The sequence below is a fragment of the Streptomyces sp. NRRL F-5650 genome (genome assembly GCF_000721365.1).
Taxonomy (GTDB): Bacteria; Actinomycetota; Actinomycetes; order Streptomycetales; family Streptomycetaceae; genus Streptomyces; species Streptomyces ardesiacus.
In genome coordinates this window covers 371,352-385,918 of sequence record NZ_JOGV01000001.1, presented here as the reverse complement: position 1 = coordinate 385,918, position 14,567 = coordinate 371,352, and the positions used below count along the sequence as shown (strand labels likewise).

Here is a 14,567-nt window from a genome sequence, read left to right as displayed (position 1 = left end):
ACATGGCGCACACGTCCCCGGAGACCGACGTCCCGGCGCACGGGCGGTGGTCCGCGTTCCGGCAGTCGCCGTTCTGGCCGGCCACCGTCCTGGTGCTGATCCTCGCGGCCGCCGCGGGCCTCTTCGCGGGCTCGTACACCTACTCGATGGCGAACCCGACGCCGCGCCTGATCCCCACGGCCATGGTCGGATCGTACGAGTCGGCGGGTGCCCAGGCCTATCTCCGCGGTCTGGAGGAGGCGCTGGACACCTCGGTGAGGGTGCATCCGTACCGGACCCGGGCGGCGGCGCGCGAGGCGATCGAGCAGCAGGAGGTCTTCGCGGTCTTCGAGCTGCGCGACGGCGGGCGGAGCGCCCTGCTCGACGTGTCCGGTGCCTCCGGTGCCTCGGTCGCCGAACTGCTCTCCCAGACGGCGCCGGCCGTGGGGAAGAAGCTCGGCGTCCAGGTCACCGTGCGGGACGTCAATCCGCTGCAGCGGGGCGACCCGCGCGGGCTGGCGATCTTCTACATCTCGCTGGCCGCCGTGATCATCGGCTTCGTGGGGGCGATCCAGCTCAGCGTGCACGCGCGCTCGCTCACCCCGTTCGAGCGCATCCTGTTCACGGCGGCCTACGCGCTGCTCGGCGGATTCGTCATCGCCGCCACGGTGGACTGGCTGCTGGGCGCGCTGGACCTGCCGTTCGCCGAGTCGTGGCTGATCCTGGCGCTCACGATGTTCGTGTCCGGCATGGTCTTCACCATGTTCAACACCCTGTTCGGGCGCTGGGCGATGCTGCCCACGTGGGGCCTGATGGTGATCATCGGCAACCCCTCCTCCGGCGGGGCGGTGTCCTGGCCGCTGCTGCCGTCGCCGCTCGGGGTGATCGGCCGGTGGCTGCCGCCGGGAGCATCGGTCAACGCCCAGCACACCGCGGTGTACTTCCAGGGCTACCAGCACGCCTTCCCGTTCCTGGTGCTGGCCGGATGGGCGCTGCTGTCCTGCGCGGTCTTCTGGGTCTGGCGGCACCGGCACCCCGGCGGGCGGGAGAAGGAGCCGCCGGAGGCCGAGCCCGAGACCACCGAGTCCTGACGGTCCGCCGGTCTCAGGGGGAGGCCAGGGCACGGCAGGCCATCTGGAGGGCGAGCCGGTTGCTGGGGTCGTCCAGAGGGACGCCGAGCCGTTCGCGGACCTGACGCAGCCGGGCGGCGACGGTGTTGCGGTGCAGGCCGAGGGCGCGGGCGGTGGCGGCGGCGGAGCCGCCGTGCTCGAGGAAGACCCGCAAGGTCGTGAGCAGGTGGGCCTGCTCGGGGCCGCCCAGCGGGGCGAGCGCGGTCTCGGCGAAGGCGCGGGTGATGTCGGACTGCTGCCAGGCGGCCAGCAGTCTGCCCACGCCGAGTTCGTCGGTGTGTTCCACGGACGGCCGGACGTCCCTGGCGGCCGCGAGCCGGGCCGCGTTGCGGGCCTCGGTCAGGGTGTCGGCCAGGCCGCCGGGGCCCTGGCGGGGCCTGCCGATGCCGGCCACCAGCCGCCAGCCGGTGGGAAGTTCGGCGAGCGCCCGGCGCACCCGGCGCAGGAGCTGGCGGGGTTCGTCGTCGGCGGGCCGGGGACCGCTGCTGGACCACAGCGCCCAGTCGCCGTCGCCCTCCGCCACCGCCTGGGCGGTGACGCCGTGTCGGGACAGGGCGGCGAGCAGCGGTGCGGGGACGGTGTCGGGACGGTCCGCCGCGGGCGGTTTCTCGGCGCGTACGGCCAGGCCCACGTGCCAGTCCTCCAGCCGCCAGCCCAGCGCGACCGCCTGCTCGACGACCTCCCGGCTGACGGTCCCCCGGCCGGTGACGACCTCCGCCAGCAGGCGGCGGCGGACGGCGCTGTCGTGGTCGGCCCGGGTGCGGGCTCCGGCGAGCCAGGACCGGACGAAGGGTTCGAGCAGGGCGAGGCCCAGCGCGACGGTGTCGGCGCGGTCCTCGTCAGCCCGTTCGAAGGGCCACACCAGCCAGGCGGTGACCGGCGCCGTACCGCCCGGCAGGTGCCCGGCGAACGGGACGGCGTGCACGGGGTGGGCCAGCAGCCCGGGGGTGCGCTGGGGCACGGCCAGCTCCGGGCGCAGGGCGTCCGGCACCACCGGGCCGCCGACGATGGCTCCGCCGTCGGAGGTGACGAGGCTGACGTCGGCGGCGAGCACGGCACGGGCGGCGGCGATCAGCTCCGGTCCCTCCGTGCGGGTGGCGAGGCGGCGGAGCAGGTTCTCGACGGTGCGGGCCCGCGTCACCTCGGGGGCACGGACCCGCAGGGTGAGGTCGAGGGCGAGGCGGAACGGGTCGTCGGTGGCGACCCACAGCACGGGGATCCGCAGCCGGTCTGCCAGTCGTACGGCGGACAGCGGGGGTCTGGCCGCGGCGTCGGCGGTGACGCACAGCGCCGCGGCTCCGGCCTCCTGGGCGCGGCGGACGAGGGCGTCGAGCCGGTAGGCGGGGGTGGCGTCCCCCAGGGCGCAGAGCACCAGGTGGCCGTCGACCGGGGCGAGGGCACCGCGGTGGACGGTGACATCGCGCACGGCCCGCTCCAGCCCGGCGTGTCCGGCCAGCGTGCGGGCTCCCGCGAGCAGGGGGTCGGCCAGCAGGTCGGCAACACTCGCTACGGCGGTCACGACGGCCCCCACGCCGAGACGGCACCGGGGCCCGGACGGCCCGCGCCCGGACCGGCGGGCGGCCTCGGGCCGGGACCGAAAGCACACCCGTCGACCAGGGGCTCCGCCCCGGCAGGCCACCCGTGCGACGACGGAAGGCGCGGCACGATCGGGCGGCCGCCGGTACGGAGCCGGGAGGCGATGTTCAACGCCGCGGTCAAGACGGACCCCACGCCGAACCGACACCAAGACCCGCGACCGGGCCGGTGGACGGTCCCCGAGCCGAGACGGAAGGCCGCGTCACCCACCAGGGGCCCCACCCCCGCACGCCACACGGGCACGGACCCGAGCAGCAACGACACCACACGGCCGCTACCACGCCACCGGGCGACCACACCCAATGCCGGGGCCACAACCATCCCCCCGGCGAGCCGGCGACCGGACCCGCGACCGGAACGGTGGACGGCCCCCGAGCCGAGACGGAAGACAGCGTCACCCACCAGGGGCCCCACCCCCGCACGCCACACGGGCACGGACCCGAGCAGCCACGACACCACACGGCCGCTACCACGCCACCGGGCGACGACACCCACAGCCGGGATCACAACCATCCCCCCGGCGAGCCGGCGACCGGGCCGGTGGACGGCGCCAGGTCCAGACCGAAAGCGGCGGGGCCGACCAGGGGTTCCGCCTCGGCGGGCCATGCGTGCAGGGACGGGAGCCGGAGCAGGATCAGGTGGCCGCCGGTGCGGAGCTGGTCGGCGCGCAGGGGGCGGCGGCCGCTGGGGTCGACGGCGGCGATGATCTGCGGGGTGGCGGCCCGGGTGACGCCGTCGACCGTGACGGCCAGGTACTCGTCCAGGAGGTCCACCCGGACCACGGCGCCGGTACGCCCGTCGGTGAGGGTCGCCCACCCGGGGGTGAGGTCCTGGCGGGGGGCCAGCTCCTCGACACGGCCGACCGCGAGCAGTTCGGCTCCGAGGGCGTCGGCCAGGCCCTCGGGCGTGCCCCCCGTGTCCCGCGCGGTGAGGAGGCGGTCGCCGAGTCCGAGGCAGGCGGAGACGGAGCCGCGCACCCCCATCGCCGCGAGCCGGGCGGCGGGCAGGGGGTGGACGGCGAGGGCGGCGGCCCCGCCGAGGGCGAGGACGTTGGCGCGCAGCAGCCGTTCGGCCAGGCGGCGTGAGCACTGCCGGACGACGACGGAGTTCCCGCCGGGGCCGACCAGGACGAGCGGCGCCGGGTCCACCCCGGCCACGGCGGCCACGGTCTGGTCGATGCGGGGGAAGGCCCGTCCCATGAGGTCGCCGTCGACGAGCGGCAGGCCGAGCCGGGCGGCCGCCACCGCGGCGACGACGGCGTTGAGGCCGCCGATCTCGATGACCCCGACCGCACCCGCCGACCCGCCCGCCACCTCGGCGGCGGTGCGTACGGCGTCGGCGAAGTCGTCGGGGTCGGCGAGCCGTTCGGCCAGTACGTCGGGGGCGCCGACGAGCCCGGCGTGCACCACGAGGGTGTCCGGCGCCAACGCCGCGGCGGCGATCAGCGGCACCGGTGCCCCGGCCAGCTCACGGCTCAGCAGCAGCGCGCCGGTCGCCACCTCTCCCCCGCCGCCGGAGCCGAGCAGGGTCGCTCCGGCGGCCAGCGCCGGCACCCGCGCGGCGGACAGCGGCGCGGGCGACACGGGCGAGGGGGCCTCGGCGGACGTGCGGGTCACCCTTCGATCATCACACTTCCGCGCCGGGGAACGGGACGTACTCGTGCGCGTAGCCGAAGTAGCCGGGCCCGGCCAGGTCGAGCCCCTCGGGGGTGCGCCAGCGCGGGTCGCAGGGCACACCGAGGACGCTGACCCGCAGGCCGTAGCGGAGCGTCTCGGTGGTGACCGGTTCGCCGGAGTCGGTGTCGAGGACGCAGATCAGGTCGGGGACGCTGACAACGACCTCGCCGTCGCGGGTGGCGACGAGGTTCTCGTTCTGGAAGGACAGCTCCAGCGCGGACCCGGTGTCGGCGTCGAGGCCGGTGAGCCGGGCCGTGCCGCGGGCGAAGCCACCCGTCGTGGTGCGCTGCACGTCCCCGATCTTTCCGGTGAAGACCGTCCGGCCGCCGAGGACACCGGACGCCGCCGCCACCGGATCCTCGTGGCCCTCGCGGGCCTCGCGGATGGCCCGGCCGACCCGCTCGCACAGGGTCAGGGTGCCGGGCACCAGGTGGTCCTTGGCCTGGCGGCCGGTGAGGGCGTACAGGCTGACCGCCGCGCTGCAGCCCATCTCGACGGTGGCGGCGCGGGCGAGGCGTTCCGCCCACGCGTTGCCGTCGGTGCGCAGGGTGACGGAGTTGCCGCGCTCGTCGGCGAGCGCCATCGGGGACGCCTGCACACCGCCCAGGGTGGGCAGCAGCATCTGCAGCTCGGGGAAGGCACGGCCCATGCCGTCGGCGTCGATCAGCGGGACGCCCGCCTCGGCGGCGGCGACGAACGGCGACATGGAGTTCAGGCCGCCCGCCTCGATGGAGACGGTGTGGGTGGCCCTGCGGCCGAGGAGTTCCTCCAGGGCCCGCATGGCGCCGATGATCTCGTCGCCCGAGGGGAGCTTCTCCAGCATCACCGTGGGCGCCCCCATGAAGGCGGTCGGGACGATGAACGCCCCGTCGTCGATCTCGTCGAGGCCGAGGAGGGTGACGGGACCGTTCCGTTTCAGCGCCTGCTCGGCGAGGAGGCGGCCGACGAACGGGTCGCCGCCTCCCCCGGTGCCGAGCACGGCGGCCCCGCGGGCGAGGTCGGGCAGGTGGTCGGCGGTGATCTCACGCACGGGGGCCTCCCAGGCTCAGCTCTCCGACGGCCTTGACCCGGATCCGGGTGGCGTTGCCCGGCAGGTAGGCCAGCGGTACTTCCTCGATGTCGACGATCTCGACGGAGCCCGGCCGGGCTCCGGCGGCCACCGCCCAGTCGACGGCTTCCTGACGGGCCTCGTCGAGCACGGTGTCGCGCTGCTGCGGGACGACCGAGTAGACCCGGTCGACCTCGCCGCCGACCTGGGCGATCGCCGCGCCGATGGCGTTGGCCACGGCGAAGTGGTCGGGGCGCACCACGCGGGACGCGCCCGCGAGGTCCTCGGGCACCAGGATGCTGCCGCCGCCGACGGCGACGACGGGCACCGGTTCGGCGGAGGCCCGCATCCGGTCGACGACCTCGGCGAGCCGGTCGTCGACGACGCGCAGGGCGGCGTCCACCACGCTCTTGTCGAGGTGGGCGACGAGCGAGGCGTCCCCCACCTCGGCGCGCCCACCGGCCACCGCGACGTCGGTGGCGGTGAGGCGGGTGCCGCCGAAGACGAGGGCCTCCTGGGCGAGCCGGTAGCCGACGCTGGCGGGGCCGACGGCGGTGCCGGACGCCTGGTGCAGGACGTGGCTGCCGCCGCCGATGCCGATCGAGAGCACGTCGGGCATGCGGAAGTTGGTCTGCACGCCGGCCACGTTGACGTCCGTGGACGCCTCGCGCGGGAAGCCCTGCTGGAGGATGCCGACGTCGCTGGTGGTGCCGCCGATGTCGACGACGGCGCAGGACGGCAGCCGGGACAGGAACGCGGCGCCGCGCATGGAGTTGGTCGGCCCCGACGCGAAGGTCGCCACCGGGTAGCGGCGGGCGTAGTCGACGTCCATCAGGGTGCCGTCGTTCTGGCTGAGGAAGACCGGCGCGTTGATGCCGGCCTCCGCGACCGTGCGGAGCAGTCCGGTGGCGACCTGGTCGGCGAGGCCGCGCAGGGCGGCGTTGACGACGGTGGCGTTCTCCCGGCCGAGCAGGCCCATGCGGCCGATCTCGTGGGAGAGGCTCACCGGGGCGCCGGGCAGTTGCTCGGCGATGATCTCGGCGGCACGGGTCTCGAACTCCGCGTTGACCGGGGAGAAGACGGAGGACAGCGCGAAGGAGGTGGCGCCGGCGGCGACGGCCCGGTCCAGGACCGCGCGGAACTCGGCCTCGTCGAAGTCCGCGATAGGGCTGCCGTCGTACTCGTGTCCGCCGTGGCACAGATGGCTGTGGCCGCCGATCGCGGTGACCAGGCGGTCGGGCCAGTCGACCAGCGGGGGCAGGGCGCGGGTGGCGGGCAGCCCGAACCGGATGGCGGCGGTCTGCGCCAGGCGCTCGCCCTCCACCAGCGCGTTGATGAAGTGCGTGGTGCCGATCATCACCGCGTGCACGGCGGCCGGGTCGAAGCCGGTGGCTTGCCGGAGGTCGCCGAGGGCGGTGACGATGCCGCCGGTGACGTCGGCCGTGGTGGACGCCTTCACGGCGCCCAGCACCCGGTCGCCGTCGATGAGGACGGCGTCGGTGTTGGTGCCGCCCACGTCGATGCCCAGTCGGAGCATGTGGGTTGTCCTGCCTTTCTCTTTCGGTGGCCGCGTACGCCGGTGGCCTGCGCGGTCAGGCGGCGGGGACGCCGGGGGTGCCGGTCGCCGTCCCGGGGACGGCGCGGCGGGTCGGTGCGGTGCCCACCCCGCGGACCAGGCCGAGGCGGGCGGCGGCGAGGTAGAGCACGAGGGCGACGGCGATCGAGTTGATCGACGGCAGGCCCCAGTCGACGTACTTCCCCACGACGGCCGCGACGGCCCAGGTGATCAGTCCGGCGGGCACCCACATGGGCGAGGCGGCGGGGAGTTCGCCGCTGTCACGGGTCTCGTCCAGGCCGGAGCGCCAGGTGCGGGCGACGAAGTACTCGGCGACCATGATCCCGGCGATCGGCGGGAAGAGGACGCCCAGCAGGTCGAGGAAGTCGGTGAAGTTGTCGAGGACCCCGGCCGCGCCCAGCACGGAGCCGAGCACCCCGACGACGACGGTGACGGCGCCCCGGTGGAGGCGGCGGCCGAAGGCCTGGTCGACGAAGGTGACGACGCCGAGGGAGGCGGCGTACAGGTTCCAGTCGTTCACCTTGATGGTGGCGGCCACGATGATCAGTGTGCCGAGGAAGCCCGAGGTGGACGTGACGATGGCGATGACGTCGTTGGTGCGCAGGGCGAGTGCGAGGAGTACCCCGATCAGGCCGATGACGTACTCGCCGACCGTGATGCCGACGACCGTCTGCTTGACGACGTCCTTGCCGCTGCGGTTGAAGCGGCTCATGTCGGGGGTGATGACCGCGCCGACGATGAAGCCGCCCGCGACGATGGTGGTGCCCTGGAGCAGGGACAGCGAGGGTCCTGCCGGCTGGGCGGAGGTCAGCGCGCCCAGGTCGTGCCGGGACAGTTCGACGGTGATGGACCAGCCCGCCATCAGCAGGAAGGCGGGGACGGTGACGTAGGCGGCCCACGCCATGGAGCCGACGCCGTGGACCACGATCGCGGTGATGAGCAGTCCCACCACCAGGGCCCAGCCCCAGGAGGGCAGGACACCGACGAGGTTCGCCAGGCCGTCCGCGGAGACCGCGTTCTGGATGCCGAACCAGCCGACGGCGCTGAGGCCGATGGCGAGTCCGATGAGGGAGGCGCCGGCCGCGCCGAACCCGGTCCAGCGTGCCAGCAGCGACGTGGAGAGCCCCTCGCGCTGACCGGCGATGCCGGTGAAGACCGTCATGACCTCGAGGATCACCGCGCCGAGGGTGATGGCGAGCACGGCGTTCCAGAAGGTCATGCCGAAGCCGAGGGTCGCGCCGATGAGGAAGCTGGCCAGGGTGGAGAGCTGGCCGAAGCGCTGGGTCGCCACCGAGAACCAGTGGAACCGGGCGGTCTGCGGCACGCGGGCCAGCGCGTGGTCGTCGTGTCCTGTAGAGGACGCCATGGGGACTCCAGAGGGGCGGGGGCGCCGGGTGCGGTGCGCCGAGACTAGGCCGCCGCCTGCGGGCGGTCACCGTGCATCAGGCACCGGTTCACGGCATCGGCTGTGCACTCCGCACAGCCGGGCGGTGGCCACGGACCGGGACGGACGCGTCGGCGGTGCGGTCGGCACGGTCGCCGCCGCCCGGCTGTGCGCCTCGCACCTTGTGCCCCTCGGCGGGCCCGCACAGGGTGGGGCGACCGCCCCACCCGCCCCCTGGAGGTGCTGTGAAGCTCACGGTCGTGCTCCCCGTCATCACCGACGCGTTCACCGAGGAGGTCCGCCGCGAGGTGGGTGCCTGGGTGTCGCCCGGCACGGAGGTCGAGGTCCGCCGCATCGCGCGGGGCACCGCCTCCATCGAGTCCGAGTACGACGAGGCCCTCGCCGGCCCCGGCATCCTCGACGCGGTGGGTGAAGCCGCCGCGGACGGCGCGGACGCGGTGTTCGTCAGCTGCTTCGGCGACCCGGGCGTGCAGGCGGCCCGGGAGATCGTGGACATCCCGGTGGTCGGCGGCTTCGAGCCCGCCGTGCTCACCTCCCTCGCTCTCGGCGAGCGCACGGGGGTGATCACCGTCCTGCCGAACGTGCTGCCGATGCTGCACGGCCTGGTCCGGCGCTACGCGCTGACCGGACGGGTCGGACCGATCCGGGTCGTCGACATCCCCGTCCTCGACCTGGACGCCGGCGACCGGCTGGTCGACGCACTCGCCGAGCAGGCCCGGGCCGCGGTGGCGGCGCGGGAGGCGGACGTGATCGTGCTGGGCTGCACCGGGATGCTGGGCGTCGCCGCGGCCCTCCAGGAGCGCCTGGCCGCCGAGGGCCCGTTCGTCCCTGTCGTCGACCCGACGGGTGCTGCGATCATGTGGCTGGAGTCGCAGGTGCGGCTCGGGGTGCGGCCCAGCCGCACCACCTACCTGCCGCCCCGGCCGAAGGACCGCATCGCCTGACGACCATCCCCCCGTCCGCCTGGCCCCACGACCCTGGAGTTGCCCCATGGCCCTCGACGTCGCCGCGATCCGCGCGCACGTGCCCGCCCTGAAGTCCGGTACCGCGCGGTTCGACGCGCCGGGCGGTACGCAGACCCCGCAGCCGGTGATCGACGCCATCGCGGCGGCACTGACCGCACCACTCGCCAACCGTGGGCGCAACACCGAGGGCGAGCGCAACGCGGACCGGATCGTCGGCGAGGCGCGGTCCGCGCTCGCCGACCTCCTCGGGACCACGCCGGAGACGGTCGTCTTCGGGCGCAGCGCCACCCAGCTCGCCTACGACCTGTCGCGGACCCTGGCCAAGGGCTGGGGGCCGGGCGACGAGGTGGTGGTCACCCGGCTCGACCACGACTCGAACATCCGGCCCTGGGTGCAGGCGGCCGAGGCGGCCGGGGCAGACGTGCGGTGGGCGGACTTCGACCCGGCCACGGGCGAGCTGCGTCCCGAACACCTCGCGGCGGTGCTGGGGCCGCGCACCAGGCTGGTCGCGGTGACCGCCGCGTCGAACCTGATCGGGACCATGCCGGACCTGCCGGCGCTGGCGTCCCTCGTGCACTCGAACGGGGCGCACTTCCACGTCGACGCGGTGCACTACGCCTCGCACGCCGTGGTGGACCTGGCGGCGACGGGCGCGGACACGCTGGTGTGCTCGCCGTACAAGTTCCTCGGCCCGCACCTGGGCGTGCTGACCGGCCGGGCCGAGCTGCTGGAGTCGCTGCGCCCGGACAAGCTGCTGCCGTCCGCCGACACCGTGCCCGAGCGCTTCGAACTGGGCACCCTGCCCTACGAGTTGCTGGCCGGGGCGAGCGCGGCGGTGGACTTCCTGGCGGGGCTCGACCCCGAGGCCCGGGGCTCGCGCCGGGAGCGGCTGGTCGCCTCCTTCGCGGCACTGGAGGCGCACGAGGACGCGCTGCGCGAGCGGCTCGAACGAGGGCTCGCGGAGCTCGACGGGATCACCGTGTACTCACGGGCCGCGCGGCGCACTCCGACACTGCTGTTCACCGTGGCGGGCCTGCGCCCGGCCGACGTCTACCGGCAGCTCGCCGAGCGGGCGGTCGACGCGCCGGCCGGTTCCTTCTACGCGGTGGAGGCGGCGCGCCGGCTGGGCCTGGGCGACGAGGGCGGCGTACGCGTGGGCCTCGCGCCGTACTCCAGCGCGGAGGACGTGGACCGGCTGCTGACGGCGCTGGGCACCCTGGAGCGCTGAGACACTCCCACCCACCACCCCGCGGAACGCCCGGGCGGAACGCCCGGCGGAGCGAAGCGGCACGCGCCCCCGCGTGCCGCTTCGCCGTGTGGTCCGCCCCCTTCGCCGGAGTCAGCTCAGCGGTACGGTCACCTCCCCCGCGCCCTCGGCGCTCGCGCCGCCCGCGACCCGGACGGTGAAGGGGCGGTCCGTACCGCTCGCGGTGACCCGCAGGGCGTCCCCGTCGCGCCGCACGTGGAAGCTCGCGGCCGGTGTGCCCAGCAGGTCGGGCACGGTGACCTCGGCCGCGTAGTCGGCGTCGGCGCCCGGGTGGACCAGCAGGGTCGGCGCGTCCAGCCAGTCGCCGTCGGGCCGTTGGTCGTCGGAGGCCAGCGGCAGGACGGCGCCCTCGCGGACGTACAGCGGCAGGCTGTCGTAGCCGTGCCGTTCGGTGCGCCAGGCCGGGCCGGTGACGCGCTCGCCGGACAGGAGGTGGGTCCAGGTGCCCGCGGGGAGGTAGACCTCGACCTCGCCCTCCTCGGTGAAGACCGGGGCGACCAGGACGTCGGGGCCGAGCATGTACTGGCGGTCCAGCGGACGGCACGCCGGGTCGTGCGGGAACTCCAGGACCATCGGCCGCATCATCGGCACGCCGGTGCGGTGGGCCTCGGCGGCGACGCCGTACAGGTACGGCATCAGGCGGTGCTTGAGGAGGGTGAAGCTGCGGGCGACGTCGACGGCCTCCTCGCCGAACTCCCACGGCACCCGGTACGACGAGGAGCCGTGCAGCCTGCTGTGCGAGGAGAGCAGGCCGAAGGCCAGCCAGCGCTTGAAGACCGCGGGGTCGGGCGTGCCCTCGAAGCCGCCGATGTCGTGGCTCCAGAAGCCGAAGCCGCTCAGGGACAGGGACAGACCGCCCCGCAGTGACTCGGCCATCGCCTCGAAGGACGACCAGCAGTCGCCGCCCCAGTGGACCGGGTACTGCTGGCCGCCCGCGGTCGCCGAACGGGCGAAGAGGACGGCCTCGCCCTGACCGCGCTCCTTCTCCAGGAGTTCGAAGACGGTGCGGTTGAACAGGTGCGTGTAGTAGTTGTGCATGCGCTCCGGGTCGGAGCCGTCGTGCCAGACCACGTCGGTGGGAACGCGCTCGCCGAAGTCGGTCTTGAAGCAGTCCACGCCCTGGTCGAGCAGCGGCTTGAGCTTCCCGGCGTACCAGTCGCGGGCGGCCGGGCTGGTGAAGTCGACCAGCCCCATGCCGGCCTGCCACAGGTCCCACTGCCAGATGTCGCCGTCCGGCCTGCGCACCAGGTGCCCGAGGGCGGCGGCCTCGTCGAACAGCGGGGACTTCTGGGCGATGTAGGGATTGATCCAGGCGCTGACCCGCAGCCCCTTGGCCTTGAGCCGGGCGAGCATGCCGTCGGGGTCCGGGAAGACGTCCGGGTCCCACTGGAAGTCGCACCACTGGTACTCGCGCATCCAGAAGCAGTCGAAGTGGAAGACCGAGAGCGGGATGCCGCGCTCGGCCATGCCGTCCACGAAGGACGTCACGGTCCGCTCGTCGTACGACGTGGTGAAGGACGTGGTGAGCCACAGGCCGAAGGACCAGGCGGGCGGCAGGGCGGGGCGGCCGGTGAGGGCGGTGTAGCGGGTGAGGACGTCCTTGGGGGTGGGCCCGGCGACGACGTAGTACTCCAGCGTCTGGTCCTCGACGCTGAACTGCACCTGGCCGACGGACTCGGAGCCGACCTCGAAGGAGACGGCGCCGGGGTGGTTGACGAAGACGCCGTAGCCGCGCGAGGAGAGGTAGAACGGGATGTTCTTGTACGCCTGCTCGCTGCTGGTGCCGCCGTCGGCCTGCCACATGTCGACGACCTGGCCGTTCTTGACGAACGGGGTGAAGCGCTCGCCGAGGCCGTAGATCTGCTCGCCCACGCCGAGGGCGAGGCGGCCGAGCATGTGGTGGGCGCCGTCGCCGGTGGTGGCGAAGGCGGTGCCCTTGGCGTCGGCGCGGGTCAGCTCGCGTCCGTCCGCGCCGTGGAAGGTGAGGCCCCAGGGGCCCTCGCGGTCCAGGCGGAGGGTGAGCGGACCGCTGGTCAGCTCGGTGACGGTGCCGTCCTGGCGGACCTCGCCGGCCCCGTCGGCCGCGCCGGCGAGGGCGAAGTCGGGGCCGGGCCGGCGCTTGCCGGCGTGGTGGGTGACGCGGACGCCGATGACGCCCTCGGCGGGAGAGAAGCACTCGACCGTGAGGAGCGGCGCGTTGAGCGTGTCCCCCCTCCGCGTCACCTTCTTCACGGCGGCATGGGCGGTGAAGCGCTTCGATTGGGGACGTACATCGCGTACCTCGGTGGCGTACGAGAGATGCACACCCTCGCGGATGAGCCAGAAGCCGTCGGTGAACTTCATGATCTTCCTCGGGTGGGGCGGGAGCTGTCGGATGGGGAGCACGGAGGCCGTCTCACAGCGTTTTGATCGTACACAAAGCAAATCCCCGCGCCGAGGCGTTCATCACGGTGAAACGCATCTGACCAGCGGTTATCACCACGGAGAACAACTTCGTCACCCAACGGAGCCGAGAGAGGGGGGCCACTTTCCTCTAGCGCCGAAGCAGGTTCGTGACGTATTAGTCATGTCATCAAACAAATCGGTCCGGCAAGGAAGCCGGACGGTACGACAGCAAGGGCCGCACCATGTCGAAGCGCTTCACCTCGCTCGCCTTGACAGCACACCCTCCGGCTGCCACGCGCCGCGGGCGTGGACGCTCACGCCGCGTTCTCGCGCCGTTCACGGCCGTGTCCGTGCTGGTCGCCGGAGCGGCGCTGGCCGGCTGCGGACAGCAGCGCGACGCCGACACGTACACCGTGATGAACTCCTCGACCGACGAGTCGTACCACCGCTGGGACGCGGAGGCGATGGCCCGCTGCGGCAAGGAGCTGGGCGTCACCATCGAGCAGCAGAGCGTCCCCGCCGCGCAGGTGATGACGAAGGCGCTGCGCATGGCCTCCTCCAAGTCGCTGCCCGACATCGTGCAGTTCGACGCGTCCGAGATGCCGACCTTCGCCGACGCGGGCGGCCTGGTGGACCTGAGGACGCTCGGCCTGAGCACCGAGGACATCCCCGACGGGATCGTCGACTTCGGCTCCTACAAGGGCACGTACTACGGCGCGGCCCGCTCCGTGAACACCCTCGCCCTCTTCTACAACAAGGACGTCCTCGACAAGGCGGGCGTGAAGGTGCCGAGCACCTGGGCCGAGCTGCGCGAGACCGCGAAGAAGCTCACGCGGGGCAAGCAGTACGGCCTGGCGCTCAGCGCGGGCGGTGCCGAGGACGGCGTCTTCCAGTTCACGCCCTTCATGTGGTCCAACGGCGGCGACGAGACCGACCTGGACAGCCCGAAGGTCGTGGAGGCCCTGGACTACTGGAAGAGTCTGCTGAAGGACGGCTCGCTCTCGAAGTCCACGGTCAACTGGACGCAGGCGGACGTCAACGACCAGTTCATGGCCGGCAACGCGGCGATGATGGTCAACGGACCGTGGCAGGTGGAGACCCTCAACAGCGACAAGTCGCTGCACTGGGGCATCGCGCCGATCCCGGTGCCCGAGGAGGGCGAGGACTCGGTGGGTCCGCTCGGCGGCGCGGTCCTGACCGTGCCGAACACCGGTGACGAGGCCCGGGAGAAGACCGCCGGGAAGATCGTCGCCTGTCTGGCGAGCGAGAAGGAGCAGCTCACCTACGCGCTCAACAGCTGGATGGTCCCGGCCAACGCCAAGGCCGCCGCCGTCTGGCGCGAGAAGGTGCCCGAGCTGGACTCCCTCGCCGACCAGGTGGCCGTCGCCCGGTCCCGGACGGCCAAGCTCGGCGCCGGCTGGTCGAGTGTGTCGCTCGCCCTGCAGAGCGCCTTCCAGTCCGCCCTGACCGGCCAGTCCAGTGAGACCGCCCTGAAGCGCGCCCAGCAGCGGGCCACGAGCGGGAACTGAGGTACGTCCCC

General features: G+C 73.7%; 10 protein-coding genes. 4 read left to right on the top strand and 6 right to left on the bottom strand.

The window, feature by feature from the left end; genetic code table 11:
• Positions 1-2 precede the first annotated feature (2 nt).
• Positions 3-1,070: a membrane protein gene (locus IG88_RS0101795; RefSeq protein ID WP_031034098.1), complete on the top strand. Its 1,068-nt coding sequence runs from the start codon at positions 3-5 to the stop codon at positions 1,068-1,070.
• Positions 1,071-1,083: 13 nt separating this feature from the next.
• Here the strand turns inward: IG88_RS0101795 and IG88_RS43690 are convergent, their stop codons facing one another.
• The 5 genes from IG88_RS43690 to IG88_RS0101770 form a co-directional block, all read right to left on the bottom strand.
• Positions 1,084-2,628 (bottom strand): helix-turn-helix domain-containing protein, encoded by a 1,545-nt coding sequence (locus IG88_RS43690; protein ID WP_199807405.1) that lies wholly within the window; start codon positions 2,626-2,628, stop codon positions 1,084-1,086.
• A gap of 580 nt (positions 2,629-3,208) precedes the next feature.
• Complete coding sequence (locus tag IG88_RS0101785; protein ID WP_051851721.1) at positions 3,209-4,321, bottom strand: DUF917 domain-containing protein; 1,113 nt, start codon at positions 4,319-4,321, stop codon at positions 3,209-3,211.
• A gap of 10 nt (positions 4,322-4,331) precedes the next feature.
• The gene (locus IG88_RS0101780; protein WP_031034091.1) at positions 4,332-5,411 is read right to left on the bottom strand and encodes a DUF917 domain-containing protein; all 1,080 of its coding nucleotides are present in this window, start codon (positions 5,409-5,411) and stop codon (positions 4,332-4,334) included.
• Positions 5,404-6,966, bottom strand: coding sequence for a hydantoinase/oxoprolinase N-terminal domain-containing protein (locus tag IG88_RS0101775; RefSeq protein WP_031034089.1), 1,563 nt, complete (start codon positions 6,964-6,966; stop codon positions 5,404-5,406). The genes IG88_RS0101780 and IG88_RS0101775 overlap by 8 nt, the downstream gene beginning before the upstream one ends.
• Positions 6,967-7,021: 55 nt before the next feature.
• Positions 7,022-8,371, bottom strand: a complete 1,350-nt coding sequence (locus IG88_RS0101770; RefSeq protein ID WP_037835164.1) for a purine-cytosine permease family protein — start codon at positions 8,369-8,371, stop codon at positions 7,022-7,024.
• A gap of 263 nt (positions 8,372-8,634) precedes the next feature.
• Here IG88_RS0101770 and IG88_RS0101765 point away from each other — a divergent pair, with 263 nt between their 5' ends.
• Both IG88_RS0101765 and IG88_RS0101760 read left to right on the top strand, forming a co-directional pair.
• Positions 8,635-9,354, top strand: a complete 720-nt coding sequence (locus IG88_RS0101765) for an aspartate/glutamate racemase family protein (RefSeq protein ID WP_031034086.1) — start codon at positions 8,635-8,637, stop codon at positions 9,352-9,354.
• Between the two features lie 46 nt (positions 9,355-9,400).
• Entirely contained in the window at positions 9,401-10,603 is a 1,203-nt protein-coding gene (locus IG88_RS0101760; RefSeq protein ID WP_031034085.1) for a cysteine desulfurase-like protein, read from the top strand.
• 111 nt (positions 10,604-10,714) lie between these two features.
• Here the strand turns inward: IG88_RS0101760 and yicI are convergent, their stop codons facing one another.
• On the bottom strand, positions 10,715-12,985 hold the full coding sequence (gene yicI / locus IG88_RS0101755) for an alpha-xylosidase (RefSeq protein WP_031034084.1): 2,271 nt from the start codon (positions 12,983-12,985) through the stop codon (positions 10,715-10,717).
• Between the two features lie 284 nt (positions 12,986-13,269).
• Here yicI and IG88_RS0101750 point away from each other — a divergent pair, with 284 nt between their 5' ends.
• The gene (locus IG88_RS0101750) at positions 13,270-14,556 is read left to right on the top strand and encodes an ABC transporter substrate-binding protein (RefSeq protein WP_031034083.1); all 1,287 of its coding nucleotides are present in this window, start codon (positions 13,270-13,272) and stop codon (positions 14,554-14,556) included.
• The last annotated feature ends 11 nt before the right edge of the window (positions 14,557-14,567 follow it).